The following is a 26,510-nucleotide window of genomic DNA, read 5'->3' as shown; positions in this document are numbered from 1 at the left end:
ATGTCATAAGTTCGAGTCTTATAGCGACCACCATTACTTTTAGGTGCAGCGGTAGTTCAGTTGGTTAGAATGCCGCCCTGTCACGGCGGAGGTCGCGGGTTCGAGCCCCGTCCGCTGCGCCATCTACGAAACCTTAGGTTAAGGTTCTTGATTCTATTTTTTCTTGTTTTTTGAGTGATCAAATTAAATTTTAAGATTATAAGTTCTAAGATAACACTTTGTTATTGATATTTAATCTTGCCTCGTTAGCTCAGTTGGTAGAGCATATCACTCTTAATGATGGGGTCGTAGGTTCGAGACCTACACGGGGCACCATCTTTTGGCCCATTCGTCTAGCGGTTAGGACACCAGCCTCTCACGTTGGTAACACGAGTTCGAGTCTCGTATGGGTCACCATTTTTCTTCTAAATTTAACTCAAATTTTGAAATTTACTGGTAATGCGATAAATTTGACTAATAAATATTTAATCTTGTAATAAATTGAACTTTGATGTAAAAATTTGTAAAACATCTTTTTTCTTTATAAAAGGTGAATTTGTGTTAAAAACTACCAGAGTACCCATATAGAAAACGACGAAACGCTCGTTTTTTACATCTATAGATTATGATACTTTCTTGATTGCTTGCTAATATGTGAAGTAATTTTGGTTTATATTGAAATGCTGTATTCAAAAATCTCAGAATCTTTTTGCTGAAGCTCTAAAAACTTGTTTTAATAACGAGGTGCTTGAGTTTTGTAAAAGGTTTTAGGCGAAAACGGATCAGTAATTTATAAAAGTTTAGATATTACAAATAATGATGACATTATGACTGCTAGAGTTTGTCGTTTCAATTTTTAGAAATACATAAATTTGATACATTTGCTGATTTTGTCTTGATAAATTTGACTTACAAGATAAAAAGAGTAAGGCGCACTTAGATACGCCCTTTTATAAATTTAAGATGAAAACTTGCTTGATCTTAAATTTGATCTATTTTAGCTCAAATGCAAGTGTTGCAGCGATCGTTTCATCATCGCAAATTTTTGAGTTGGCAAATGGCATTTTATGCACTGTTTGTAGCAGCCATTTTCCAGGTTTAAGCGCAAGTACCTCTATCGTGCCGTCTGGCTCAGTTTGGCCGTGAAATGCACTTTTTTCTTTTAAAAATCCATCAAATGTTCCATCAAGCGTGGCATTTTCTAAAGGTTTGCCCTCAAATAGAATCTTCACTTTAAATGGCACACCAACCTTGAAATTTGCTGGATTGTCAAGCGGGACTATCTCTAAGCGCTGCTGTGAAGGCTTTGTCACAGAGTCATCCTTGGCGTTTTTGTTTATGATGCCTTTTGCGCTCATGCTCGCTTTTTTGCAGTATTTGGCGTCCTTGATGTCCTCTTTGGTTTTGCCCATGTGCCATGTGCCATCGCTTGCTTTTGTCCAAAATGTAGGCTTATACTCGCCAGCTATAAGGTATGAGCCGTCTTCTAGTTTAGCCCTTTCGTAGTGGTAGTTTTCGCCGCTTTGTTTTAGGCTAAGTTTTTCGCCATTTTTGTTTATAACGTATGGGGCTTCAAATAGAGCGATCCTATTATCTGGGATCTTTTCAACAGTCGGAAAGTCGTCTGCGTAGCCGATATCAACGCTAGTTACTTCTTTGCTGCTTCCAAAAAGCCAAAATTCGTGAGCTAAAGAGTGGCTGCTAAGTGCTGCCAAAGCCAAAAGTGCAAATAAATGCTTGTTCATTACCTATCCTTTCAGATTAAAATGTCTATTTTTCTATTTCTAATATATGTCACAAAAATATTGTTAAATTTTTATAGATCTAAATTTTGCTAATTTTTAGAAAATTTAGTAATCAAAACCAAATTTACTTTATCAAATTTATAAAAATAGCATGACTATAAAAATAGTTTAATCACTGAAATTACGAAATAAAATCAGTTTCGCAATTATATCAAAATAATAATCATTGTCAATATAAAATTAAATTTTATCCACCAATGGATAAATCAAAATAAATTTATCTTTGCCATTTATATATCTAAAAAGTTTCATTTTTGAAATATTTTGTATAAAAATTCTTTTTTCTCATTATATTTTAATATTAGATTAAGATTATATCCTTTATAATGTCACTAAATTATTTTAGAAAATATAACTTTATAGTTATTTCCAAGGAAGGTTGAGATGAGAACTCTCTTATCTTTAAGCATGGTGTGTGCTGCGCTACTTGCTAATGAGACTAATCTAAAAAACGAGTTAAACAACGAAGAGATTAGGGCGAATATGGCAAGCTCTTTTAACGAAAGCTCCAACATAAATTTACTTAACGAAAAACCAACTTCAGAAGGTAAGCTAAATTTAAACGAAACCCCATGCTTTAAAATAGATAAAATTTCACTTCTTAGTGAGAACGAAGTTGCTAGCTTTAACGCTAGTAGTGGTGCTGATGAGGCTATAATAAGAGAAGCTTATAATGCAAACTACTCTAAATTTAACTCTATCTTAGAGGCTAGCTTAAACAAGCTTGATTTTAAACCTGGCAGCTGTCTTGGCAAAAACTCTATCAATCTAATCATAAACTCTTTTAACAACGAGATAATAAAAAGTGGCTATATCACTTCAAGTGCTAGCCTAGTTACAAAGAGTCTAAAAGATGCCAAGCTAGAGTTTGTGATAAATCTTGGCCTCATAGATGATATAAGCATCAATGAGCTTGACATCCAAAGAAACAGAGCGAGCTTATTTAGTGCATTTGGTGAGTACTCTCACAAAAATAAAGTGGCAAATATAAGAGATATCGAGCAGGCTCTTGAGTCACTGCAAAACGTCTCAAAAAATGATGTTAGCATTAAATTCTTACCTTCAAACAGAGCTGGCTTTTCAAACATAGCGATCACTAGAGTTGATAGCTTTCCACTAAAGGCTGCTATTAGCATTGATAACCTTGGCTCAAAACAAAGCGGCAAGTACCAAGGCATGCTAAATTTAAGCACGCTAAATTTACTTGGATTTAACGAAATTTTTAGCTTCTCACGTGGCAAAGATATATTTAAAAAATATGAGGTCACAAATAAATTTAATGGCGCCACTGATCACGGAGCTTCAAATAACTACTATTACGGCTTTAGTATCCCGTTTGGCTACTTCATGCTTGAGTATGAAAAGAGCAAATATGACTATGCCCAGATCATAAACGCAGCCTATAATCTCTACACATATAAAGGTAGAAGCGAGAGCGACTCACTAAGCCTTGCTTATACATTTTATAGGGACTCAAATTTTAAAAATAGCGCTTATGTAAAGCTATTTAAGAGAAAAAATAAAAACTACCTAGAGGACTACGAGCTAGATAACCAAGCTAGAAGAAATGCTGGATACGAGGTAGGCGTAAAATCAAGCTGGAATTCTTACAACCAAGCTTTTAGCGCCAAGCTAGCCTATAAAAAGGGCACTGGTATATTTAGATCACAGCCTGATCCTTTGGAGGATAGCGGCGAAGCTACATCTAGGTTTGCTCTAATAAATTTAAACCTAAACTACAAATATAAATTTGAGCTTCCACTAAGCTATGATCTAAATATCAACGCAAGATATGGTCTAAATAAACTAAGCTTGCAGGATAAATTTAGCATCGGTGGATATCACAGTGTTAGGGGATTTGACGGGGAGAGCTCACTTGTTGGAAACCACGGGGTAAGCGTAAGAAATACCCTCTCATATAACTACTATAAGAGCAACTCTGTCTATGCAGGGCTTGACGCTGGCATGGTAAGAGCAGCAAATAGCGGCATAAAGGATAAAAACACCCTTGCAGGATACGCCATAGGTCTAAGAGGCAGTATAAAAGCCTACAACAACCTAAGCTACGACATATCTGTCTCTAAACCTCTTTATAAGCCAAAGAGCTTTGAAACTAAATCAACAAATGTAAATTTCATCATAAGCTACGAATTTTAAGGATAAAATATGCTAAAGAACAACCAAATTTCAAATGCGCAAAGCAATCAAAAGCCTAGCCTTTTAACCATAGGCTTAAATTTCTACGTAAGTCTCTCTTTGCTGCTTGGCACTATGCCCGCCATTGCAAATGAGCCAAGTATCATAGCTGACCCAGGCGCTAGCAACCGCCCTGATATACTAAAAGCTCCTAATGAGACGCTAATCATAAACATCACAAATCCTGATAGCAAGGGCGTATCTATAAATGAATATAGCAGGTTTAATACCCCTCCAACTGGCACTATCCTTAATAACTCTAATAAAAACATAGACACAAAGATAGCTGGCCAGATAGATGCAAACTATAGGCTAAATAAAGAGGCAAGCCTTATTATCAACAAAGTAAATTCGGCTGAGAAATCATCTCTAAAAGGAAATTTAGAGGTTGCAGGTAGCAGAGCTGATGTGGTCATAGCAAACCCAAATGGCATAAGTGTAGATGGTCTAAATATGATCAACTCTCGCTCACTCACACTAACAACAGGTAGTATCAATAAACTAAGCCCTAAAGAGATAGAGCTAATATCTAATAACTCTATAGACATCGTAGGGGACGGCCTAAACGATAAGAGCAGCGACTATACTAACGTGATCTCAAATGCCATAAATTTAAACTCAAATATCCACGCAAATGAGCTAAACATCATCGGTGAAAAGGCGGTTGCTTCAAGCAATGGCAAACTATATAACGACGTAAAAGCTAAAAACCAAGAAAACAGCTTTAGCCTAGATAGTAGCGCGCTTGGCGGTATGTATGCTAATAAAATCAAACTAGTTGGCACAAGTAACGGCGTAGGCGTAAATAATAATGGTCTAGTCATAGCAAATAACAACATAGAGATAAACCTTGATGGCGACATAGTTAATGCTGGTGCTATCGCTTCTAATAAAGAGGCTAAGATAGAGGCAAAGACTATAACAAACAAAGATGAAGCGCTAATAGGAGCTAAAGAGAGCCTTAATATAAAAGCAGATACTTTGGTAAATACCTCAAGTCAAATTTATGCTAAAGATATAAATGTAGAGGCTAAAAAGCTGGTAAATAACTCAAGCTCGCAGGCTAGGGTGGAGAAAAGCTCATTTGCTAAAAATTTAGCTCTAAAGCAAAGTGGTGAGAATAGATTTAAACTTGAAGAGGTAAATTTAAAAGAGATAAAAGCAAAGATAGAGGCTAAATTTAAAAAACTAGGCAAAGAGCTAAGCGAGCAGGAGCTAAATGCTGAAATTTTAAAAGAGGCTATAAATAAAGATAGCACCCTTTATGCTCTAAATTTACATAAAGACTCATATCTATATGGCACATCAACAAAGGTATTTAGTAATCTAAGACTAGACATCGACAAAAACGAAGTAGTACTTGATACTAGCAAAGCAAAAGACCGCGAAGTGCTAAAGAGAATTTATTACTCTATAAACAAAGAAATTTTAAACGAAGAAGATAAGGCAAATTTCATCCCAGGCAGCATAGTAGCAAGCAATGATATAAATTTAAAAACAGATGAGCTACTAAATGATAAGAGCTTTATCTATGCAGGCAACGACCTTGTGCTTGATAGCAAAGATATAACAAACGTAGCACTAAATTTAAGAAGAGATGGCCGAAGCTTTAATGAGTTTAAATGGAAGCAGCAAGAGTGGAAAGGAAAAATGGGAAAAGTCACTGGCAAAAAGAAATGGGTGACTAAAGGTGGAAAAAGCACGAATTTTAACTTCTCATACACTGATGTTGGCCTGCCAGCAGTTTTTGCAGCGGGCAATAACATAGTAGGAAGCACGCAGGACTTTTCAAGCTACGCACTAAATGATGATATAAAGCTAGCAAATGTTGATCTGGATAAATTCTCTGAGCCAATATTTAATAGCCCAATCGTCAAAAACCTAAATAGAAGAGTGAAAAACCAAGGGTATTACTACAGCCTTGATAGTATAAACTCAGCTTACATAGCAAACATCCTTGATGGCTTATATGAAGCAAGAAATGAGAGCATAAGTAAATTTAAAAAAGAAGCAAAAGATAAAAACGTAAAAGCCTCAGCTCTAGTAATGGCTAACAACATAGAGCTAGACGCCAAAGGCAACATAAGCCTAGCTGGCAGCGTAGTGGCTGATAATATCAATCTAAACTCTCAAAATTTAAACCTAAATCACCTAGAGCTAAACTCTAAAGATCTAAATTTAAAAGCAGACGCAGCAAGTATCAACTCAAGTGAAATTTCAGCCAAAAATATAAACGTAGATGCAAATAATATAAGCTTAGACAAAGAGTCATCTCAGTTTAGCAAGGCTTCAAATTTAAAAGCAGACGAGAGCCTTAACCTAAACGCTAAAGAAAATTTAAACATCGCTGGCTCAAATTTAGAGGCTGACAAGATAAATTTAAGTGCAGATAATATAAATATAAACGCCAAAGAGTTTGCCTACAGCCATAGCGCAAAAGAAAAAGGCGTGGAATTTAACCAAAACATCCAAACGCTAAATAGCGCAAACCTAGACGCAAAAGATATAAATTTAAACTCTAAGTCAAATACACAGATAAGCTCAAGTAACTTAAGGGCTACTAACAAGCTAAAGATAGAAGCTGGAAATGATATATATGTAGTTGGAGCTAATACAAACGAGAACACGCAAACTAAAGAGAAGTCAAAGGGCTTTTTCTCTAAAAAAGAGTCTCATATAATGGCTATAAATCAAAAGGTCATCAGCTCAAATTTAAATGCAGGCGATATCAGCTTAAAAGCTGGTGGCAATGCAATAGTAACTGGCTCAAATTTAAGTGCCAAAAATGATATAAACATAGATGCGAATAATATAGGCCTAGCTCCAACAGCTTATAAAAATGATGAGGCAAGATCTAGTTCTAAGAAGTCATTTGGTGGATTAAAATCTAGCCTTGATATGCACTCTCTTGATAAGACAAACTTACAAGGCTCATCTCTAAGCACTAGTCAAGGAGATATAAATTTAAATGCAAACAAAGACATCTCTATAATATCTTCAGATATTAAAGGTGGTAGAAATGTAAATTTAAATGCTGGTAATAACTTGTCTATATTAGCAGCCAAAGAGCAAATAAAAGAAAAAAGCGTTCATAAGAGTTCAAACATTAATATAATCTCATTACTAACATACCCAGGCATGCTGGTAGCTTCTGCGATAGATCCTATTGGGACTGGTTCAAATACCTACTTGTTTGAGCAAATGTTTGGAGATACTCTGACTCAAATTTATCGCTCAAGCTATAACGAAAAGGGAAGTCTTGATGCACTAGCAAAGCTTTCAAATATATCTGCAGCCAAAGAGCTCAATCTAAAAGCAAATGAAGCTACTATAACTGCAAATTTATCAAGTAAAGATGATACTAATATAAAGGCAAATTCTATTGAGATATCAAATGCCGAAAACGAGCATAGTAGCTATGAGATATCTAAGAGCAAGGGTATAAATTTACCAAACACCAAAGATCTTGCAAATGATCAAAAACCAAAACCTATAAAAGAATTTAAGTATGATACTAGCACCAAAACAAGAGTAGCAGACGCAGAGTATGAAAAATCTACCACTGATGTAGCATCAACTAAAGCTATATCGTCAAACCTTGTTTCAGATAAAAATATAAATTTAAATGCAAACGAAGAGATAGGCATCACTGGATCAAATTTGATCGCTAAAGAAGATATAAATCTAATAAGCAAAAATGCAAATATCGATATATTAAATAGCACTGACACTACTGATATATCAAAAACACTAAAACAAGCAAAAGCAGCTCTTTCTATCACTGCCCAAAACGAATACGTAGAGGTGGCTCCAGCTAGTCTTGCTTTGATAGAAGCTATAAAGCAGCTTAAAAAGGTAAAAAAAGAGTATGATAGCTATAAACACACTAGAGATGATCTAAAAGATAAATTACATGAGCTAAAGCAAGCCTATAAAAGCAAAACTCCTGGCATAGATGGCTCAGATATAGAAGATCTATCAGATATCCTTGAAAATGTTAATGACGAAGAGAGATACTATAAGGCAAATATAGCCTTAGCTATGGCAAACGTAGAAGCTAAGAGCCTAGCACTTATAGCTCAAGTAGCAGCAGCTGCAAAGGCAGCATCTAACTGGTATACATTTGGCTTTAGTGTAGGAGTAGCAGCTAGTGTAAATGGTCATAAATCAAAATCAAACTCAAATGAAGTTATCTCTAATCCATCAAATTTAAGCGCAAATAACATCAAGATACAAACTCCAAATGATACAACTATCACTGGTTCAAATTTAAGTGCCAATAATCTAATAGATATAAACACAAACAACTTAAATATAAACTCTAGCAAAAACACCTATACATCAGAAAGTAAAGACAAAAGCATAGGTGGAACCATGAGATATACTATGTATGGTGGTGGCGGCGGAAGTGCTGGTCTAAACTATTCTACTAGTAGTAGTGACACAGAGAGCCTAACAAACAATAACTCTCATCTTTACTCAGCTAAAGATATGAATATAAATACAGCTAATGACGCAACCATTAAAGGAGCAAATTTAAGAGCTGATGAGAGATTAAATTTAAAAGTAGGAAATAACCTAAACTTAGAGAGTGTAAGAGACAAATACGCATACAACGAAAGAGGATATAGTGTAGGTGTTGGCATAGGATTTAGTAGTGATAAATCACCAAACTCAAGCTTTGCTAATCCATCTAGCACAAAAGCAACTAGCACCAATGCAAATTTCTCTAGATCAAGCTCAAATACAATAACTAAACAAACTATTCTCTCATCTATAACAGCAAATGAGCTAAACGTAGAGGTAGCCAAAAACACTCATCTAAAAGGATCACTACTAGCAGCAGGAGAGTATGATAAAGACAATACCTTTATAGACAACCACAACCTAAATTTAAAAACAAATACCCTAAGCTATGAGAACCTATCAAATACAAGCTATGCTAAAGGAACAAACTTTAGCATAGGAGCTAACTATATCCTAGAAGATAAAAACAATAAAGATAGCAAATCAAATAACAATCAAGAAGATAAATTTACAGGTCTTAAATCAATAGATCTATCTAACCATAGAAATTTAAGCTACAGCTTATCTAAAAACCTAGCAACTCTAGGTAGTGGTAACATAGAGATAGCAGATAAAGAAAACTCTGATGATCTAACAAGACTAAATAGAGATACAACTAAACTAACAAAAGATCTAGTAAATACTAGCATAAGCTCAAATGTAGATGCTAGTATGGATTTAAGAGTGCTAACAAAGAGTGGGCAAAAGGATATCAAAGATGAGTTTAATACAGCCACTGCCATAACAAAAGCACTAAATGCAATTATAGAAACAGGTGAGTTTAATTTTAACAGTGAAGTAAAAGAAAATGTTGCACAGTATGAAGCCGGAAAACTATTAGGTAAAGAGCTGGCTCAAAAACTAACGGATGATAGTGTTACCATAGAAGAAAAAGAGGCTTTAGGAAATAAATTTATACAGCTATTTGCAAGTATGTCAGGTCTTGACCTAGACGGCATATCTTTAAGAATAATTGATGATAAATTCGCAAAAGGAAAAGACGATGAAAAATTTCTAGGACATTTCAATAGTGGCTCAATAATACTAAATTTAGCTCACATTAAAAATGTTGATCAGTTTGTGAGCACTCTAGGTCATGAGTTAAAACATGCCATGGATTATAAAGCTGGTAGATTTATACCAGGAGATGGTAAACAAGATAGATATGCAAAACTAAAAGAAGATAGCTTTAGCGACTATCTAAGTAAAGCTCTAAATTTACAAGATAGTGGCATCAATGCCAAAGATGCAGCGATAAACTATATTAAAAACCAAAGTAGCTTAAATACTCTACTTTTAAATTCTTATATGTTTAATGGACTAGATAAGAGTAAGGGGGATAATAGACAATTTAGTCAGCCAGAAATAGACTGGCTAAAGGCTAATGGCAATAATTTTGCTAACTTCATTAGAAAGAGAACAGGTATAGATATTTCTCAAGATGAAGCCATTTCAAGACTTTCAGTGCAAGCACTAAAGCAAAGTGATAATGTTTGGTCTTTGATGTTTAATAAAGATGATGTCTTAGCAAAAGAGTTTTTGACAAAATCTGACAACAAGGATGGTCTATTTGTTGTTGATAAATTTGATAATAGAAATAATAGATTAAATTTAGATGTGGCCATTAATAATATAGATTTTTACAATAAATATATTCATCCAAACATAGACTCTTTACCGCTAGAAACAGTTAAAAATAGTATATTAAACTTGGCATCTAATGCAGATAAAATACCAAGCAACTTGCAAAACTGGTATAAAGATCAGACTTTTACCGCTTCTAGCTTGCGTGACGGTGCTATATCTTTAGCAAAAGATATAACCGTAAATGGGGTAAGTGGCGTAAGAAATATGTACTATAATATATTTAACAACGATAAAAAGATTTTAGAAAAAGTTTATGATTATAATGGCATAAGCGATGATATAGCATTAATATCAGGATTTGATACATCTAGTTTAACTGGTGTAGCAGCAATAGGAAAAGAAGCGGGTGTTGGTCTTGGAAAAGGTGCTGTTGGTTTAGGTAAGTTGGCAAAAGATGGAGTGGTTACGGTAGGCAAGGCTAGTATAAATGGAGCTTCTAAAATTGCCAATCAAATAGAAACAAATGCTTTAAATAAAATAACACAAAATTTGCCAAAAAATGCTATGTATAATAAAACAAATGGAATTATTTCAATAGAAAATAAAAATTTCATTCAAGTAGGAACTGACACTTTGACAAATTCGCCTATATTGCGAGAAATAGGATACAATAAAGGAAGTTATACCCTAAAAGGAAATCACTATGTATCTACAGCAGATGGACTATATATGATAGGAAAAAATGCTCTACAAAACACTGGAACAAAAGTTATTACAAATTCAAGTCTTAAAGATATTATGACACCTAGTATAAATCCGATAAGTAATATGTATTATAATGGAACAAATTTTGCGATTAGGAATTCCACAAAAATTACAGACTTTATAAATGGTTATTTTATACCTGGAACACCTGATTATGTTTTTTGGGGTGGTGTAGGTGCCTTAACAAATATGGGCATTAATTATGATACAACAATAGAAAATTTTAAAAATTCTTACGATGTCGTAAAAAATAGTATTATTGATTTTAAAAATGAGAATTTTAAATGATAAAATTCGTGGGTTTATTTTTTATTTTTATAGGTATTTGTGCGTATTTTGGTATAGAAATACCTGATAAATTTAACGGAACAATTATACCAAATCGCGATGCCACAATTATCTATGTTATCATAGGATTTATTTTTATATTTTTAGGAACAAAATACAAAATAAAATACCCTGAATTCACAAAATGCCCTAAATGTAAAAAGAGCTACAATTATAGTGATACAATCAAAGGCAAATGTCCTAAGTGCAATATTGATACAATAGAAATTGAGAAATATTATAAGCAATTTCCAAGCGAATTAGAAAATTTGGAAATAGATAAAAGGCAACAAAAATGATTAAATTTATAAGTTTAATAATTTTATTTATATTTTTGGTGGTATTCGTAACACAAACTTCTACTATTAAATTTACAAGCCCAATAGGTAAAAATGCTTTACAAAACACAAATACGAAAATCATAACAAATTCAAATTTAACCGAATTTATGAAACCTAGTGTAAATCCAATAAGTGATATGTATTATAGAGTGGGGAATGTTGTGATAAATCCTAAAACTTGGATTATAGGATATAGTAGAGTTGATATTGTAAATGGTGCAGTATCGCCAAATCCGCCAGAAACTGGATTGCAAAGCATTGGATTTGGAATTAAAGAATACATTATAAATCCGCTATTAGAAAGTAAATCAAATGAATAAATTTATAGCTTTATTGTGTGGCATAGTTTTTATTATCGGAAGTATTAGAATATATATGACAAAAAAATTTACTTTTCATTATTATGACCCATTATATCTAGGCGATTATGCAATTATTGTTAGTTTAGTTTTTTTATAGTAGGTTTATGTAATTTATATATTTTTTTAAATATGGTTTGGAATAAAAAATGAATAAATTTGATACTGCAACAGGAACTGCAATAAGTCCAAATGGAACTAGATATGCTATGAATGGAGTAACCGATATAAGCGGTTCGCCAGTATGGCAACAAATCGGCAAACAAGGTAGTTTGACAGAACAATACTTCGTATTTGCAAATAATGCCAAACAACAAATCACAAAACCACAAATTCTAAAAAACCAACCACAAAGTATGGTTTGGGATAGTGCATATAATGGTGTGAATTTTGTTTTGAAAAAACCAAATGCGATACCAAATTTTGTTGAAAGTTATTTACCGGGAATTCCAAATTATAGTGGCTATGGATATGCTGGTGCTGGAATAAGTATCGCGTACGGACACGATAAGTTAAATCAAGATATAAAAGATTTTGCAAATTGGTTAAAATCAAATGATTAATGAAAAAAATTTTCTTGCGTTGGTTATGATTATTGCTGGATTTAAAGTATTGTTTATTAAACAATTTTGGGCAAGAGGAGCTTTTCATGATTTTTCAAATCCATTATTATATATACCAATAAGTGGATTTTTAATTATTGGTGGGTTTTTATTAATATTTAATAAAGGTAGCAAAAAATAACTATCTCAAAGCAGGAAATTAGGAAAGTTACAAATGGTAAAGGTATAACACTTTTGGAAAAAAGATTACTAGTGGGAATTAACAGCTTTTTAGATTTTATGGAAAATAAATGAAATATGTACTTTATATTTTTTCAATAATTTTGTTTATCCAAGGTGTTTTATTAGCCTTTGGTATATCCGTTTATGGTGCGAGACAAAAACTTGAGCCAAACATGGAAAATATATGTTTTTGCTTTATATTTTCTATAATATGTTTTATTTTTGCTAGAAATAAGAAGATACTGGATTTTTTTGAAACCATCAATGGCATAAATAGCAAAAGCAAAAAATAGAAATAATTAAATTTATATTTTTATAAATGGAGCAACCTAGGTTAAATTTTGGTGATAGTATGCCAGCAGAAACAATTAAGGTATAAAATTATGAATTACTCTATTCCTTTGAAATATTATATAGTAATATCAATTATTGTAATGTCGATAGAAAGTTTTTTGTGTATCTTTTATGGTAAATATTATTTTCGTGGTTGGCACAATGCCGAAATAGAAGATATTATATTTCATGTAATTGTAACAATGTCTTTAATATATTATTATAAAAAAGAATACTGGAAACGATAAATTTACAAATTCTCTTTTTGTGTACCAAAATAAAAAAGAGAAAAATCCAAAAATAAGTTAAATTTGAAAAAATAAAATTTAAAAAAACAAAAACAATAACAACAAATTCAAGGAACAACTATGTTTTATAAATTTTGCTATGTCTTTATTGGTTTTGGATTTTTATTTATATATATTAGGATATTTGCGAACAAAAAATTTGAAAGATTTGCAATAGAACATGATTTTTCTAGTTTGGGCGATACTTATGTTATTCCAGCCATTATTAGCTTGGCAGCTAGTTTCGCATTTTTCTATCTTGCCTTGCGTTCCACAAAAAACATCAAAAAATACCCGGAGTATTTAGTATGTCTTAAATGTAAAACTACTTGGTGGTTTGGGCATTTACGTGATAAAAGTAAATGCAATTTTTGTGGTGGCGAGGTGATGGATGCAAGTAAATATGGTGACTATATAAGAAAAATAGAATTTTTAGAAAAAAGAAAAAAAGGACCCAAAAGAAGAAGCATTAGGAATAAACGAAAAAAAGATAAAGATAACGTTGATGATTGATGTAAATTTACGAGTAAATAGGCATAAGTCATGATTAAAATACGGTTCGTGATAGCAATATTTTTTACATTGTTATCATCTTTAAATTTATATAAACTATTAACAGAAGAAGGCTATAAAGGCGGAAAAGTATATGTAGTATCAACTGCGCAGTCTATAATCATGCAGATAGTTTTAATCATTTTGTTGATCACATATACGATATATTTGATAAGGTTAAATTCTAAAATACCAGAATTTACAAAGTGCCCAAAGTGTAAAAATAGTTATAATTACGCTGATACTAAAAATGGCAAATGCCCTAAATGTAATGTTGAAACAATAGAAGTTGAAAAATATTATAGACAGTTTCCAGATGAGTTGAAAAATTTAGAAAAAGATAAAAGTGTTTAGACATTCTCTTGCTTTGGGCAGTAGGAGCTGGCTTGTGTGGAGTTTATAAAGAGTGGAAAAACGACAAATGAGAGCTAAGATTTTTTTGATTTTTATATCTATTAGTTCATATATTTACGCTTTTAGTTTTTTGGAGTTTAATTATATTTCATATCGTGGATTTAAATATTACTTTTCAAATGATGTTGAAAAATTTATATTTTTTGCGTCCTTTTTTATATTTGCCAGTTTTTGTCTTTTTGGCATTTTTTATAAAAAGAATCCTAAATGAATAAAATGTCGCAAAAAGATAAAGTGGATCGTATGTATAGTAACAAATAGACAAAATAGAACCGAGAGATTAAATTTGCAAAAGATATGTTTAATGATAATATAGTCTTTGTTTAACAGGATATAGCAATATAAAAAAGACACTTGGAATAAAGAATGAACGCTAAATTTGGATTTATCTTTTTAGGTTGTATTTTTCTTTTGGAAGCCATTTGGGCTTTATTTGGTGGCAAAATTTATTTTAGGTTTCATGGTTGGCAAACAATTGATGAAAAAAGTATTTTTGGATTTTTTATTGTTGGGTTATTTTTTATATGTTTAGGATTTTTCCACAAATCCAAAGAATAAGTCAAATTTAAAGATGTAAATTTAGAAAACAGCAAAAGCAATAACAACAAATTCAAGTAACAACTATGTTTTATAAATTTTGCTATGGATTTATAGGCTTTGGATTTTTATTTATATCTATTAGGATATTTGCAAATAAAAAATTCGAAAGATTTGCAATAGAACATGATTTTTCCAGTTTGGGTGATACTTGTTTTGTTTCAGTTATTATGAGCTTGGCAGCTAGTTTTGCATTTTTATCTTACTCTCCGTTCCACAAAAAACATCAAAAAATGCCCAAGTAATGCAACTTTTCATTTTATAACACCAAAATTCAAAAAGAGAAATCGAAAAAACAAGAATTTGCTAAAGGTTAAAAATGTAAAATTAAAGGATAAAAGCAAAAGTTGGCGGATTTTGAACTAATTGGCAAGGTTTGGAGTAAGTCCACTTTTCAGCATACAAAGTGACAGGATAACAAGTGGACTTAATATCTATTTTTTTAATATCAAATTTAGTGCTTTATCTAATACTATATATAAGTAAGCGATTTATGATAAATTTCATATATAAATTTCTGAGATTTTTATCTACGTTATGTATTGTTATAGGTTTTGCCATACTTGTCTATTTTGCTTGCCATATTGTCTATTATCACAACAATTGGTCAGAAACAAGCACCGGAATATTCATGGCTGTGATAGTTGTTTTTTTTATGAATATGATCTGGCCAGCCATTATATTGATAGATTGGCAAAATAATCCTAAGCACTTTTCTGGCTATTATCAACTCTTTTTGAATATATTTCTGATAGTTACTATTTTTTTGATGGGGGATAACGTTGGCTTTTAATAATATTGGTCTAATTTTCGGATCTATTGCAAGTTTTATATTTTTGATTTTTTGGCTAAAAGAGTCTAAAAACAAGGGTCGAAAATTTATGATTAGATACTTGTTTGTTTTTGTTGGTGCTATAATGATCATCCTGACAAATTTTATAAACATTCCTCAATTTTTTGCATACGACCTAGGTGATAGAAATTTACTCTATATCGCATATGCTTGTTTATGTCTTCAGCTCATAGTTGATATTTGCTATGTTATTTGTGCTTTTTTTCGTAAAGATAAACAAATTGATGTATGAATATAAATAATACCTTTATGAGTCTTGAGCTGGTGGATTCGAGGGGTAATAACAAAAATAGAAATTCTGGAACAAGCGGAGAGTCTTTAAGGTAGGCTAAAAAAGATGTAAAAATTAGTTATTGCTCAAAGTGGTAGAAATTTGTATCAACAAAAGCACCGGCGTTTTATATAGTCTTGATGAATTACATAATAGTTGGGAACATATTGATAATAAAAGTAGGTATTTGTGAGAGGCTAATGGGTAGGGGTGTAAAAAATGAAATCTAAGCCAAAAACTAATATTTGCGTTATTTATTATAATAAATTTGATGATAGTTTTGTAAAATCTATTCCTATTAAAAATTGTACGTTAAATGATATTGAGAATGTTTTATTGAATTTCTATCCAAATGAAAAACATATTCAACTAGATAAAAATGGAAACGAATACCTAAGTGGTGCCTATGCCATCACGCCAGAGACAAACAAGATATTACTTGAAAAATTTGGTATTGAAGTAGATATAGAAAATTTCAGTTGCCAATTAGAAGAAGAATATGAGTAAAATGAGTTAAATATGACTACTAATATTTATGTAAAAATACTAAATGAAGATATACCTGTTTGGCGTCCAGTAAAAGCAGTTTGTTTAAAGGAAAATATCTTTAAGATAGTGGATAAGACCGATTTTGAAAAACTTGACGAGATACTAGAATTTGGTTTTATGATATTGTTGTATGCAAAAATAGCAATGGCAATTTTTATGCTGTAAAACTATATTCATAAAAGGAGTTAGTATTGGCGATTTGGCAATGTGATTTTTACATTTTACCAAGCAACAGCGATGAGGCAGTTTTAAATTTAGAAACATTTGATGATTCTATCTTTTGGCATAAAGTATCAGTTAATAAAGAAATTTTTAATAGTGTTGCTTCTATTTTGCCACAAGTAAAATCATGGTCGGACAGCTTGGACATTTATGGCAATCTAGAGGATAGCTGCCTACAGATCTCTTTTGACAACAATGGATTGGTAGATGGGGCATTACTGCGTATAAATTTCACTAGTGAATATAAAGATATTTTAAAATTTATCATATCGCTCTGTGTCAAAAATGATTTTGAGATACTAACTAGCGAGCTTCAGAAACTGCCACTTTTGTATTCACAAATAGATCAATATATTGCTGGTTCTAAACGAAAAGAAAAATTTATGAAGTTGCAGAAACCTATTTAATTGATTTTAGTCAGCAAAGAAGGCAAGGTACTAAGAAAATGAAGCGTTTTATTTTGGATATATTTGATAGAAATTTAAACGAAGATGAAGCTCAAGGATATTTTAAAAATAGCTTTATGGAAATGGGTGATGAAGAGAAAAGCTATTATTTAGGCAATGAAGATAAATATTTAAAATTTTTTCTAGCACTTTTTGCTATCAAAGAAAAAGCATCAACAAGAATTTGTTTTTGCAACTATAAAAAAGCTACAAAGCTTCTTTTTGATGCAAAATATTCACAAAGCAGATTAGAAAATTTACTTAGAGCAAAAAGTATAACTTGCCAAGAAGATATTGAAATTTTTACAATGCTTAGCTTTAGGGACGCTTTTGGTGTGCAGTTTGCATATCGTATATATTTTCCTGAAATTTGTATCTATATCGCATCTTTGAGTGATTATTATTATATGGTTTATTGCAAAGATGAAAGCGAAGAGATAATAAAAAGAACGGCTATAAAATTTGGTCTCTATTTGAGGGGTTTGCCTAAATATGTTGTGAACTAATAGCATAAAGATTTTAAAAAATTTGAAAAATCAAATTTTTAAAAACATAAATGGAGCAGGCGATTGATGAAATTTGAAAATTTTTATAAAAATGTAAAAACAAGTAAGTATTTTGATAAGGATTCATTTATAGGACAAATAGCTCTTAACGGCATATGGTATGATGATAAATATTGGCGACTAGAAAAAGATCTGCTTGAAATTTATGATACATATAAATGTGAAGTAAAAATTCCAAGAGAACTGTTTGCAGGGATAGTGTCTATATTGGATGTTTTTATTATGCATAGTACTCAAGAGCTTATATTTGAGAAAAAGTCTATCAAAAGGCCATATCTATCATTGGAATTTGACCCAAAAGAGAGACTGGAGGTGATAAGTAGCTACATATTTGGAATATATGATGGCGATATTAGAAGTGTTGATTTTGATTACATAGAGGACTTATGAAGTATTTTTATAAAAATTTAGCATATGAAAAATGCTATGATGAGAACTCATTTGTTGCATGTCTTATGGATTATTTTGAGTGGAGTGATGAGAAGTATTGGCTATTAGAGAGCGACCTTATAGATATATATAAAAAATATCATAAAAAAGAGCTACCGATTAGGATAATGAGGGGTATAGTTTGGCTATTGAATACCCCTTTATATCACTTTGGCCCTTTCAAGGTAAAAACATGTGAGAGGTCTTTTAAAAAGAAAAGCAACTATCTAATCAGTCCTTTGAGACCCAGCATATCTGATAGAGTTAATAGGCTCAGGTCTTTAATCTTGACCGTGTCTCTAGATGATGATAAATTTTTCTATACAGATTTTATATATGCTCCAAAATAAAAGGTATGACGGTAATCTGATTAAAGGAGGTAAAATGAACTATTTAATAGGTTTTGTTATTTTTGCTGGAGGGCTGTCTATCATAGTGGATCCGGCTCCACCGATAAATATTTTTGGTATACCAAAAGGAGATACTATTCCTTATGGTCTAAATATACCAGTCGGATCGATCATGGCGTTACTTGGCTTGCTTTTTATATATAGGGAGCTAAAAAAAAGTAGTTGAAGGGTTGCAAATTTGGCTTTTAAAGGTAATGAAAAATGAGTAATTTCTTTATATCTATTGGATTTTTGATAACTGCTATTCAAATTTTTACTAGCAAGAAAATAGCGAGAGCATATGATAGTACCGACTACTCTTTGATGGGAGATTTCTACTTTCTTTCTGGTGTGGCGGCATTAGCGGGCGCCATATTATTTTTTTGGCTTGGATATAGGTCTATTAAATTTAAAGATATCAAGAAAGAATTTGAATGCAAATGGTGTAATAGCTGTGGCAAAGCTATTAAAGTCGGCAAAGATATCTCTTGGTGTCCAGACTGCGGCAAGCCACTAACTAAATTTAACGACAAGCACGGTAAAAAAGCATCTAAAATATAGGCTCTTTCATTGGCTATGTAAATTCCATATAAATTCATTTAAAATTTAGGCGATATTGCCAAGATAGGGAGTGGAATGGAAAAAGGTGAAAGAGTAGCTGTGGGTTGTATATCGTTTGTAGAGCTCGTTTTATGTATGGTCTATGGGAAGTACTATATTAGGGGCTGGAGTGAAGCCGATCTTCTCTCGGTCTCCTTTTTTGTTTGCACTTTTATCTATTGTGTTGCGCCATTTTTTGTCAAGAATAGCAAAGCAAGTGGCTTAATTAAATTTGACCTTCTGTCGTTCATTGCATTGCTCTTGATATATCTACTAGGCTTTAGGCTTATCTTGAATATTTTTGATGGCTCTTATATAAAATATATAGCTATTTTTATATTTACTATTTTGGCTGCAAGAGTAATACTAAATTTGTTTGCAAAATATAAAAATAGTTAGCTTTTGTATTAGTGAAGATTTAATTTTTATAATGTTTTATATATTTAAACGCATAGGCTGGTCTTTTATAGGATTTATGTGCTTGCTTGACTGTATATCTATGCTAATACATAAAAATGTAAAGGTAGGCAAAAAATTTTTTAAATTTGACGATGCTGGTTATTTATACTTGCTACCAGCATTTGGATTTTTGGTGCTAAGCATCTATGGTTTTTGGATGGCTTTTAGAAAAGAGCCACCAGTCGTGCAAAGACTAGAGGGTATGTGGTGCCCTGACTGCATGAAATTTTATAATATAGGTGAAACTACATGTGAAAAGTGCGGACAAGAGCTGCTAAAGTGCTATAACATACACTATGAAACAAGGGCAAAACCAAAAACTGGGCCGCTGTTTAGATCAAAGCCTAGAAATAAAAAGCGAAAGTTAAAGAGGTAAGTTTATAAATTTTATAATGCAAAATGGCGCAAGGCAAAAATAATTTAAAGGTAAAGTCATTTTGATTTTTGTTATTCTAGCGCTCTAGCTATCATCGACCACTCGTTTGCAAGCTTTTTAAGGCTAAATTTAGCATTTGCAGGGCTGGTTGATGGTAGTTTTATCACTTCATTTTTTGTCGCTTTTATGATCTCGCCTTCTAAGTATTTTTTGCAAATTTCATAAGCCTTGCCACCATTTGCATAGACTTGCTTAATATTTGCCTCATTAAATAATGGCTTTAAATTTACAGGCACGATCTTGCTCATCTTGGCATCGCTTGAGCCCTCTATCTCGCATGATATCGCCGCGTCATATATCGCGATGTGGTGAGAAAGTAGAAATTTTATCTTTTCATCCGTGCTCGCAGGCAGCGGAGCGTTTAATATCCCAGCCAACACCTGCCAAAAGCGGTTTTGCGGATTTGTATAGTAAAAGCCAAATTTACGAGATATGACAGATGGAAATGAACCAAGGATCAAAATTTTAGAGTTTTTGTCAAAGATTGGCTTAAAAGAGTGCGTTTGGCTCATATTTTGCCTTTTAAATTTATGAATAATTTTAGATAATGATATATAAAATTTGCTTTAGAAGTTAAATTTTAAGGAGCTGCAGTGCCTTGGCGCAAGATGAGGTTTTTCGATAAGAGCTGGACAAGTGGCGATCTAGACGATGATGAGTTTAAAAAGAGGATAGAGGATTATGACTCGTATATAAAGTCTTTTTATGGCGAGCTAAAGACGCTTGAGAGAATTTTTGTAGATCTAAATTTTAGTGACGCAAAGATAGTATCTTTTATCTTTATGAAAAGTGGCGCTAGGGCTAAATTTTATATCGGAGACTTGCAAAATGGCTACTACGAGCTAAGTGTCCTTTTTAAAAATTTTTATATAGATGACAGCGCTCTTGACGAGATCATAGCCAGTGAAGTGGCTTTTGCGGAGAAGAAATTTTATTTTTCATATATCATGGGCGATCTTAAGGAGCGCCATTTTGCCTTTGACGAGATATGCAGTATTAAATTTAAAAAGATTTCAAGCAAGATGTATTCTAGCTGTTAGAGTAAATTTTAGGTGCAAAAGCACCTAAAATTTAATTGATTTCGTCGCTAAAGTCAGCTAGGCTTAGGCGTTTTAGCTGGCGGTAGCGTCTTTGTGCGTCGGCTTTGTTTTTAGCTAGTAGCTCGTCTGCGTGCTCAGGGTTGGTCTTTTTAAGCGAGTTGTAGCGAACCTCGTTTAGCAAAAACTCTTCATAAAGCGACCAGTCTGGCTCTTTTGAGGTGATTTTTAGAGGATTTTGCCCCTCTTTTAAAAGGCGCGGATCGTATAGGTATGTCGGCCAGTATCCGCATTTTGTAGCGAGTTCGCCTTGGCCGCCTGACTGTGACAAGCCGCCTTTGATGCCGTGAGCGATGCACGGAGAGTAGGCGATGATGAGGCTTGGGCCGTCATACGCTTCAGCTGCTGAGATCGCTTTTATCACGTTTGCTTGGCTTGCGTTTGAGTTGATCTGCGCTACAAAAATGTTGCCGTAAGTCATTGCGATGTAGCCAAGGTCCTTTTTTTGCATCGGTTTGCCGCTAGCTGTAAATTGCGCTATCGAGCCTGCACGGCTTGATTTTGAGCTTTGGCCGCCAGTGTTTGAATAAACTTCGGTGTCAAGCACTAGCACGTTTACGTTCTCGCCGCTTGCTAACACGTGGTCAAGTCCGCCAAAGCCGATGTCATACGCCCAGCCGTCGCCGCCGATGATCCACTGCGATTTTTTGATGAGAAATTTCTTAAGCTCTAAAATTTCTTTAACGCCTGGCGCGCTTAAATTTTGCTCTAAAATAGGCAATAAATTTTTCGTGATCTCTTGCGTTTTAACGCCATCATTTTTGAAATTTATCCAGTCGTTGAAAAGCGCTGAAAGTGCGTTTGGCACGCTATCTATGTTGTTTCTCATAATATCTTCGATGCGGTGGCGCATAGTCTCCATCGCTACGTTCATACCCATGCCAAACTCAGCATTATCTTCAAATAGCGAATTTGCCCACGCAACGCCCTTGCCTTCGTCATTTGTGGTGTACGGAGTAGATGGGGCAGAGCCGCCATATATCGAGCTACAACCAGTCGCGTTTGCCACAATCATACGTTCGCCAAAGAGCCTTGTAATAAGCGTGATATACGGAGTTTCGCCACATCCCGGGCAAGCGCCGTGGAATTCAAAGAGCGGCTTAGCAAAGCCAACGCCCTTAACGCTCTCTTTGTTCATGAGATCGTCTTTGTAAGCGACCTTTTTAAATAGATAATCAGCATTTTCTTGCTCGTTTTTGCCTAGCTCTTCTTCAAGCGGCACCATGACGAGCGATTTTTCCTTGCTTGGGCAGTTTTGAGCGCACAGCTCGCAGCCTGTGCAGTCTAGCGGGCTTACTTGGATCTTGTATTTTAGTCCTTTAACCTCTTTGCCTTTTGCCTCTAGGTTATGCTCTTTTACGCCATCTGGGGCTACGCTAAGCTCGTTTTCGTCTATCAAAAATGGCCTGATTACAGCGTGTGGGCAGACAAATGCGCACTGGTTGCACTGGATGCAGTTTTGCTCGATCCATTTTGGCACCATGACGCCAACGCCGCGTTTCTCGTAAGCCGTCGTACCAGCTTCAAAGTGGCCGTCCTCGTAGCCTATGAAGGCTGAGACTGGTAGGCTGTCACCGCGAGCCGCATTTATCGGTTTTACGACGTTTTCGATGAAGCTGTTGCCGATATATTTTTCATCTTTTTGTTCATCGTCTGCTAAATTTGCCCACGCAGGATCGACTGGCACTTTTATGAGCCCATTTGCGCCAACGTCGATAGCGTTGTAGTTCATCTGCACGATCGCCTCGCCTTTTTTAGCGTAGGCTTTGTGTGCGTACTCTTTCATATATTTTTGCGCATCTTCAAATGGTATGATGTCAGCAAGCTTGAAAAATGCCGACTGCATTATGGTGTTTGTGCGGTTTTTAAGGCCGATATCGTGTGCTAGCTTTGTTGCGTTTATGATGTAGAAATTTATATTTTTGCTAGCTAAAATTTTCTTAACTTTATTTGGCAGCTTCGCTATGGTCTGCTCTGCGTCCCAGATAGAGTTTAATAAAAATGTGCCGTTTTCTCTGATACCATCAATGACGTCGTAAATTTCAAGATATGCTGCGACCGAGCAAGCCACAAAGTGCGGGTTTGAGACGAGGTAGGTCGAGCGGATCGGCTTTTTGCCAAAGCGAAGGTGTGAGCGTGTGTAACCGCCTGATTTTTTACTATCGTAGGCAAAATATGCCTGCGCGTAAAGATCAGTCTTATCGCCGATGATCTTTATAGAGTTTTTGTTCGCGCCCACGGTGCCGTCAGCTCCAAGGCCGTAAAATAAGCACTCTTTAACGCTCTCGTCGCTTAGTGAAATTTTCTCTCCAGTTGGTAGCGACGTAAAGGTTACGTCATCGACGATACCAACTGTAAAGCCATCTTTTGGCTCGCTTTGGTTTAAATTTTCAAACACAGCTAGCATCTGCGCAGGATCGACGTCTTTTGAGCTAAGGCCGTATCTGCCGCCAACTATGACTGGGGCGTCCTTTTGGCCGTAAAATGCAGCTTTTATATCAAGATATAGCGGCTCGCCAAGGCTGCCAGGCTCTTTTGTGCGGTCAAGAACGGCTATTTTTTTCACGCTCTTTGGCATCACGTCAAATAGATACTTTGTGCTAAATGGGCGGTACAAATGCACCTTGATGATGCCCACTTTTTCGCCTTTTGCGTTTAGATAATCAACGACCTCTTCAAGAGTTTGCGTCACTGAGCCCATAGCTACGATGACGCGCGTGGCCTCAGGGTCGCCGTAGTAGTTAAACGGCTTGTAGTCACGACCAGTGATCTTTGAAATTTCAGCTAAGTAGTTTGCCACGATATCTGGCACTGCGTTATAAAAGCGGTTGCTTAGCTCTCTTGTTTGAAAGTAGATATCATCATTTTGCGCTGTACCTCTTGTTTTTGGGCTCTCTGGATTTAGCGCTTCGTCTCTAAATTTCTGTAGCGCCTCTCTATCAAGGAGTCTATCAAAGTGTGCGTAGTCCATCACTTCTACTTTTTGAATTTCATGGCTCGTTCTAAAGCCATCAAAGAAGTGTAAAAATGGCACTCTGCCCTTGATTGCTGCTAAATGCGCCACGCCAGCGATGTCCATCACCTCTTGCACTGAGCCACTTGCTAGCATAGCAAAGCCAGTTTGGCGACAGGCGTAGATATCTTGGTGGTCGCCAAATATTGAAAGCGCCTGTGCTGCTAGTGAGCGAGCTGAGACGTGGATGACGCCAGGGAGGAGCTGGCCTGCTATCTTATACATATTTGGAATTTTTAAAAGTAGGCCTTGAGAAGCTGTGTAGGTCGTAGTTAGGGCGCCAACTTGTAGCGAGCCATGCACCGTGCCAGCTGCGCCGCCCTCGCTTTGCATCTCGACTACTTTTACTGGCATACCAAATAAATTTTTCTTGCCCTGCGCTGCCCAAAGGTCAGTGTAGTCAGCCATAGGCGAGCTAGGAGTGATAGGGTAAATTCCAGCTACTTCGGTAAATGCGTATGACGCGTAAGCTGCGGCCTCGTTTCCGTCCATAGTTTTCATTATTTTTGACATATTTCCGCCTTAAAATTATCTTAAAAATGGCTTTATTATAAAAGAAAAATCCAAAATTTGTCATTAATCTCTATCATTAAAAAATTAAAATTTATAAATAACTAAGATGTAAGTCAAATTTTAATATTGTAGAGGCAAAGTAAAAAGGATGAAATTTTGATAAATATTCATAAAATAGCCTATCTAAGGGTTATCGCGCTAGCTTTTGCAGCTTTTATATTTAATACAACCGAGTTCGTGCCGGTGCCACTTTTAAGCGACATAGCAAAGGATTTTGGCATGAGCACGGCTGATACTGGGCTCATCATCACGATATATGCGTGGAGTGTGACGATACTCTCGTTACCTTTTATGCTACTAACTGCAAATTTAGAGCGAAGGTCGCTACTTTTAAAGGTTTTTATCATTTTTGTCGCTTCTCACGCACTTTGCGCTGTTGCTTGGAATTTTACTGTTTTAGTCATAGCTCGCGTGCTAATAGCCATCTCGCACGCCATATTTTGGTCGATCACCGCTTCGCTTGCTGTTAGGGTGGCACCTATCAATAAAAGCTCGCAAGCTCTGGGGCTTTTAGCACTTGGCACATCGATGGCGATGATACTTGGCTTGCCACTTGGCAGGATTTTAGGCGATAGCTTAGGCTGGCGTGTCACATTTGGGCTCATAGGGATCTTTGCTGTGGGCGTTGGCGCTTGGCTATATAAAATTTTGCCACTTTTGCCTAGCAAAAACTCAGGCTCGCTAAAGAGCCTGCCGGAGCTTGCAAGAAATGGCTTTTTGATGGTGATATTTTTGCTAACTGCTATCGTTATCAGCGCACATTTTAGCACCTATAGCTACATCGAGCCGTTTGCTAAAGACATAAGCGGCTTTGATGGTAAATTTATCACTATATTTTTGCTTTTGTTTGGCGTTGCTGGCATCGTAGCAAGCGTGCTTTTCTCTAAATTTTATAAGCTCATACCAAATGCTTTTACAGCTACCTCAATAGCTATCATTTTAGCTTGCCTGCTTGTGCTAAATTTCATCGCTACAAATGAGACTTTGATGCTTGCACTTGCCTTTATCTGGGGGCTTGGCATAGCTGGGATAAATATGAGCTTTCAGATAAAAGTGCTAAGCTTAGCCTCAAATGCCACAGACGCTGCGATGGCGATATATTCAGCTATTTATAACATCGGCATAGGAGCTGGCGCGCTAATAGGACACCAAACGATAGTTCATCTTGGTGAGCAAAATATCGGCAATGTTGGTAGCCTTTTTGCAGCGGTTGGACTTGTCATCTTTCTCGTTGCGGCGATTAAATTTAAAAAGGCTGAGTAAATTTAGCCTTTTTAAAAAACCAAAAACGTTACAAATTTCTACAAATAAGTGATAATAAATATCATAACTAAGAATAATTTTAGCTAAGCTTTTTTATAATCGTTATCAGAAAAACAAATAAAAATTAGGAGCTTGTTATGTCAGTTTTAGTTATCGGAGCAGATGAGATCACGCCTATTAAGGCGGTTTTGCATGATTTGGGAGCTGAAAAGATAGAGCACTGGGACGCTAGAAATGAAAACCGCGTAAATCGCAAGCCGATCCCGCAAGACACTGAGTGCGTGGTGATGCTAACTAGCTTTTTAAATCACAACACGATGAAGACCATTAAAACTCAAGCAAAAAAGAGAAATATCCCTATCGTTTGTGCCAAAAGAAGCGTTAGTTGCGTATTTTGCGAGTATTGTAAGGTCTTTGGCCTAGATAAGGAATTTGGATGCAAAGAATAATC

Annotated in this window: 26 protein-coding genes and 3 tRNA genes; 26 read left to right on the top strand and 3 right to left on the bottom strand. The window is 34.7% G+C overall.

Annotated features, from left to right (window positions below; genetic code table 11):
• Positions 1–45: 45 nt before the first annotated feature.
• The 3 genes from CVS86_RS06695 (at position 46) to CVS86_RS06685 (ending at position 396) form a co-directional block, all read left to right on the top strand.
• Positions 46–122 (top strand) — tRNA-Asp (locus CVS86_RS06695).
• 117 nt (positions 123–239) lie between these two features.
• Positions 240–315, top strand: a tRNA-Lys gene (locus tag CVS86_RS06690).
• A gap of 6 nt (positions 316–321) precedes the next feature.
• Positions 322–396, top strand: a tRNA-Glu gene (locus tag CVS86_RS06685).
• 575 nt (positions 397–971) lie between these two features.
• Here the strand turns inward: CVS86_RS06685 and CVS86_RS06680 are convergent.
• Positions 972–1,724, bottom strand: coding sequence for a DUF4198 domain-containing protein (locus CVS86_RS06680; RefSeq protein ID WP_107791369.1), 753 nt, complete (start codon positions 1,722–1,724; stop codon positions 972–974).
• Between the two features lie 444 nt (positions 1,725–2,168).
• Between CVS86_RS06680 and CVS86_RS06675 the strand changes: the two genes are divergently transcribed.
• The 20 genes from CVS86_RS06675 to CVS86_RS06565 all read left to right on the top strand — a co-directional run bounded on the left by CVS86_RS06675 (position 2,169) and on the right by CVS86_RS06565 (position 20,053).
• Positions 2,169–3,941, top strand: a complete 1,773-nt coding sequence (locus CVS86_RS06675; RefSeq protein WP_107791368.1) for a ShlB/FhaC/HecB family hemolysin secretion/activation protein — start codon at positions 2,169–2,171, stop codon at positions 3,939–3,941.
• Between the two features lie 9 nt (positions 3,942–3,950).
• Positions 3,951–11,186: a hemagglutinin repeat-containing protein gene (locus CVS86_RS06670; RefSeq protein ID WP_107791367.1), complete on the top strand. Its 7,236-nt coding sequence runs from the start codon at positions 3,951–3,953 to the stop codon at positions 11,184–11,186.
• Positions 11,183–11,524, top strand: a complete 342-nt coding sequence (locus CVS86_RS06665) for a hypothetical protein (protein WP_048809729.1) — start codon at positions 11,183–11,185, stop codon at positions 11,522–11,524. Before CVS86_RS06670 ends, CVS86_RS06665 begins: the two co-directional genes overlap by 4 nt.
• Positions 11,521–11,886 (top strand): hypothetical protein, encoded by a 366-nt coding sequence (locus CVS86_RS06660; protein ID WP_012001144.1) that lies wholly within the window; start codon positions 11,521–11,523, stop codon positions 11,884–11,886. The genes CVS86_RS06665 and CVS86_RS06660 overlap by 4 nt, the downstream gene beginning before the upstream one ends.
• Positions 11,887–12,074: 188 nt before the next feature.
• On the top strand, positions 12,075–12,488 hold the full coding sequence (locus CVS86_RS06655) for a hypothetical protein (RefSeq protein WP_103639633.1): 414 nt from the start codon (positions 12,075–12,077) through the stop codon (positions 12,486–12,488).
• On the top strand, positions 12,481–12,669 hold the full coding sequence (locus tag CVS86_RS06650) for a hypothetical protein (protein ID WP_035142560.1): 189 nt from the start codon (positions 12,481–12,483) through the stop codon (positions 12,667–12,669). Before CVS86_RS06655 ends, CVS86_RS06650 begins: the two co-directional genes overlap by 8 nt.
• A gap of 109 nt (positions 12,670–12,778) precedes the next feature.
• Positions 12,779–13,003, top strand: coding sequence for a hypothetical protein (locus CVS86_RS06645; protein ID WP_103653536.1), 225 nt, complete (start codon positions 12,779–12,781; stop codon positions 13,001–13,003).
• A gap of 408 nt (positions 13,004–13,411) precedes the next feature.
• On the top strand, positions 13,412–13,843 hold the full coding sequence (locus tag CVS86_RS06640) for a hypothetical protein (RefSeq protein WP_107791366.1): 432 nt from the start codon (positions 13,412–13,414) through the stop codon (positions 13,841–13,843).
• Between the two features lie 30 nt (positions 13,844–13,873).
• Complete coding sequence (locus CVS86_RS06635; RefSeq protein WP_107791365.1) at positions 13,874–14,236, top strand: hypothetical protein; 363 nt, start codon at positions 13,874–13,876, stop codon at positions 14,234–14,236.
• 426 nt (positions 14,237–14,662) lie between these two features.
• Positions 14,663–14,854: a hypothetical protein gene (locus CVS86_RS06625; protein WP_107791364.1), complete on the top strand. Its 192-nt coding sequence runs from the start codon at positions 14,663–14,665 to the stop codon at positions 14,852–14,854.
• 1,382 nt (positions 14,855–16,236) lie between these two features.
• Positions 16,237–16,524, top strand: coding sequence for a hypothetical protein (locus CVS86_RS06610; RefSeq protein ID WP_107791362.1), 288 nt, complete (start codon positions 16,237–16,239; stop codon positions 16,522–16,524).
• Between the two features lie 12 nt (positions 16,525–16,536).
• Entirely contained in the window at positions 16,537–16,731 is a 195-nt protein-coding gene (locus CVS86_RS06605; RefSeq protein ID WP_199906528.1) for a hypothetical protein, read from the top strand.
• A gap of 26 nt (positions 16,732–16,757) precedes the next feature.
• Positions 16,758–17,195 (top strand): hypothetical protein, encoded by a 438-nt coding sequence (locus tag CVS86_RS06600; protein WP_103618034.1) that lies wholly within the window; start codon positions 16,758–16,760, stop codon positions 17,193–17,195.
• A 122-nt stretch (positions 17,196–17,317) separates the two neighbouring features.
• Positions 17,318–17,740 carry a hypothetical protein gene (locus CVS86_RS06595; protein WP_141090653.1) on the top strand — a complete coding sequence of 141 codons (423 nt, stop codon included), beginning with the start codon at positions 17,318–17,320 and terminating at the stop codon, positions 17,738–17,740.
• 66 nt (positions 17,741–17,806) lie between these two features.
• Positions 17,807–18,190: an Imm41 family immunity protein gene (locus CVS86_RS06590; protein WP_103646893.1), complete on the top strand. Its 384-nt coding sequence runs from the start codon at positions 17,807–17,809 to the stop codon at positions 18,188–18,190.
• Complete coding sequence (locus CVS86_RS06585) at positions 18,187–18,579, top strand: Imm41 family immunity protein (protein ID WP_103645124.1); 393 nt, start codon at positions 18,187–18,189, stop codon at positions 18,577–18,579. Before CVS86_RS06590 ends, CVS86_RS06585 begins: the two co-directional genes overlap by 4 nt.
• Positions 18,580–18,613: 34 nt before the next feature.
• Positions 18,614–18,805: a hypothetical protein gene (locus CVS86_RS06580; RefSeq protein WP_103645123.1), complete on the top strand. Its 192-nt coding sequence runs from the start codon at positions 18,614–18,616 to the stop codon at positions 18,803–18,805.
• 35 nt (positions 18,806–18,840) lie between these two features.
• Positions 18,841–19,179, top strand: a complete 339-nt coding sequence (locus tag CVS86_RS06575; RefSeq protein WP_103645122.1) for a DUF2614 family zinc ribbon-containing protein — start codon at positions 18,841–18,843, stop codon at positions 19,177–19,179.
• Positions 19,180–19,254: 75 nt separating this feature from the next.
• Complete coding sequence (locus tag CVS86_RS06570) at positions 19,255–19,617, top strand: hypothetical protein (protein WP_103645121.1); 363 nt, start codon at positions 19,255–19,257, stop codon at positions 19,615–19,617.
• Between the two features lie 31 nt (positions 19,618–19,648).
• Complete coding sequence (locus CVS86_RS06565; RefSeq protein ID WP_141090652.1) at positions 19,649–20,053, top strand: hypothetical protein; 405 nt, start codon at positions 19,649–19,651, stop codon at positions 20,051–20,053.
• Positions 20,054–20,124: 71 nt separating this feature from the next.
• On the opposite strand, the gene CVS86_RS06560 is transcribed toward CVS86_RS06565, so the two are convergent.
• The gene (locus tag CVS86_RS06560) at positions 20,125–20,625 is read right to left on the bottom strand and encodes a DNA-deoxyinosine glycosylase (protein WP_107791360.1); all 501 of its coding nucleotides are present in this window, start codon (positions 20,623–20,625) and stop codon (positions 20,125–20,127) included.
• 96 nt (positions 20,626–20,721) lie between these two features.
• On the opposite strand from CVS86_RS06560, the gene CVS86_RS06555 reads away from it, so the two are divergent.
• Positions 20,722–21,153: a hypothetical protein gene (locus CVS86_RS06555; protein ID WP_194169710.1), complete on the top strand. Its 432-nt coding sequence runs from the start codon at positions 20,722–20,724 to the stop codon at positions 21,151–21,153.
• Positions 21,154–21,184: 31 nt separating this feature from the next.
• Here the strand turns inward: CVS86_RS06555 and nifJ are convergent, their stop codons facing one another.
• Positions 21,185–24,736, bottom strand: coding sequence for a pyruvate:ferredoxin (flavodoxin) oxidoreductase (nifJ, locus tag CVS86_RS06550; RefSeq protein WP_107791358.1), 3,552 nt, complete (start codon positions 24,734–24,736; stop codon positions 21,185–21,187).
• A gap of 156 nt (positions 24,737–24,892) precedes the next feature.
• Between nifJ and CVS86_RS06545 the strand changes: the two genes are divergently transcribed.
• On the top strand, positions 24,893–26,059 hold the full coding sequence (locus CVS86_RS06545) for a sugar transporter (protein WP_107791357.1): 1,167 nt from the start codon (positions 24,893–24,895) through the stop codon (positions 26,057–26,059).
• 137 nt (positions 26,060–26,196) lie between these two features.
• On the top strand, positions 26,197–26,508 hold the full coding sequence (locus CVS86_RS06540) for a DUF2325 domain-containing protein (protein ID WP_002939277.1): 312 nt from the start codon (positions 26,197–26,199) through the stop codon (positions 26,506–26,508).
• Positions 26,509–26,510 lie beyond the last annotated feature (2 nt).

The organism is Campylobacter concisus (assembly GCF_003048605.1).
In the GTDB taxonomy this organism is placed as follows: Bacteria; Campylobacterota; Campylobacteria; order Campylobacterales; family Campylobacteraceae; genus Campylobacter_A; species Campylobacter_A concisus_BM.
The sequence above is the reverse complement of the archived record's forward strand: the minus strand, read 5'-3'. Positions and strand labels throughout refer to the sequence as shown.

Coding starts and splice junctions, on each gene's coding strand:
- CVS86_RS06680 (WP_107791369.1), bottom strand. CDS start 1,724: ATGAACAAGCATTTATTTGCACTTTTGGCTTTGGCAGCACTTAGCAGC.
- CVS86_RS06675 (WP_107791368.1), top strand. CDS start 2,169: ATGAGAACTCTCTTATCTTTAAGCATGGTGTGTGCTGCGCTACTTGCT.
- CVS86_RS06670 (WP_107791367.1), top strand. CDS start 3,951: ATGCTAAAGAACAACCAAATTTCAAATGCGCAAAGCAATCAAAAGCCT.
- CVS86_RS06665 (WP_048809729.1), top strand. CDS start 11,183: ATGATAAAATTCGTGGGTTTATTTTTTATTTTTATAGGTATTTGTGCG.
- CVS86_RS06660 (WP_012001144.1), top strand. CDS start 11,521: ATGATTAAATTTATAAGTTTAATAATTTTATTTATATTTTTGGTGGTA.
- CVS86_RS06655 (WP_103639633.1), top strand. CDS start 12,075: ATGAATAAATTTGATACTGCAACAGGAACTGCAATAAGTCCAAATGGA.
- CVS86_RS06650 (WP_035142560.1), top strand. CDS start 12,481: ATGATTAATGAAAAAAATTTTCTTGCGTTGGTTATGATTATTGCTGGA.
- CVS86_RS06645 (WP_103653536.1), top strand. CDS start 12,779: ATGAAATATGTACTTTATATTTTTTCAATAATTTTGTTTATCCAAGGT.
- CVS86_RS06640 (WP_107791366.1), top strand. CDS start 13,412: ATGTTTTATAAATTTTGCTATGTCTTTATTGGTTTTGGATTTTTATTT.
- CVS86_RS06635 (WP_107791365.1), top strand. CDS start 13,874: ATGATTAAAATACGGTTCGTGATAGCAATATTTTTTACATTGTTATCA.
- CVS86_RS06625 (WP_107791364.1), top strand. CDS start 14,663: ATGAACGCTAAATTTGGATTTATCTTTTTAGGTTGTATTTTTCTTTTG.
- CVS86_RS06610 (WP_107791362.1), top strand. CDS start 16,237: ATGAAATCTAAGCCAAAAACTAATATTTGCGTTATTTATTATAATAAA.
- CVS86_RS06605 (WP_199906528.1), top strand. CDS start 16,537: ATGACTACTAATATTTATGTAAAAATACTAAATGAAGATATACCTGTT.
- CVS86_RS06595 (WP_141090653.1), top strand. CDS start 17,318: ATGGGTGATGAAGAGAAAAGCTATTATTTAGGCAATGAAGATAAATAT.
- CVS86_RS06590 (WP_103646893.1), top strand. CDS start 17,807: ATGAAATTTGAAAATTTTTATAAAAATGTAAAAACAAGTAAGTATTTT.
- CVS86_RS06585 (WP_103645124.1), top strand. CDS start 18,187: ATGAAGTATTTTTATAAAAATTTAGCATATGAAAAATGCTATGATGAG.
- CVS86_RS06580 (WP_103645123.1), top strand. CDS start 18,614: ATGAACTATTTAATAGGTTTTGTTATTTTTGCTGGAGGGCTGTCTATC.
- CVS86_RS06575 (WP_103645122.1), top strand. CDS start 18,841: ATGAGTAATTTCTTTATATCTATTGGATTTTTGATAACTGCTATTCAA.
- CVS86_RS06570 (WP_103645121.1), top strand. CDS start 19,255: ATGGAAAAAGGTGAAAGAGTAGCTGTGGGTTGTATATCGTTTGTAGAG.
- CVS86_RS06565 (WP_141090652.1), top strand. CDS start 19,649: ATGTTTTATATATTTAAACGCATAGGCTGGTCTTTTATAGGATTTATG.
- CVS86_RS06560 (WP_107791360.1), bottom strand. CDS start 20,625: ATGAGCCAAACGCACTCTTTTAAGCCAATCTTTGACAAAAACTCTAAA.
- CVS86_RS06555 (WP_194169710.1), top strand. CDS start 20,722: ATGAGGTTTTTCGATAAGAGCTGGACAAGTGGCGATCTAGACGATGAT.
- nifJ (WP_107791358.1), bottom strand. CDS start 24,736: ATGTCAAAAATAATGAAAACTATGGACGGAAACGAGGCCGCAGCTTAC.
- CVS86_RS06540 (WP_002939277.1), top strand. CDS start 26,197: ATGTCAGTTTTAGTTATCGGAGCAGATGAGATCACGCCTATTAAGGCG.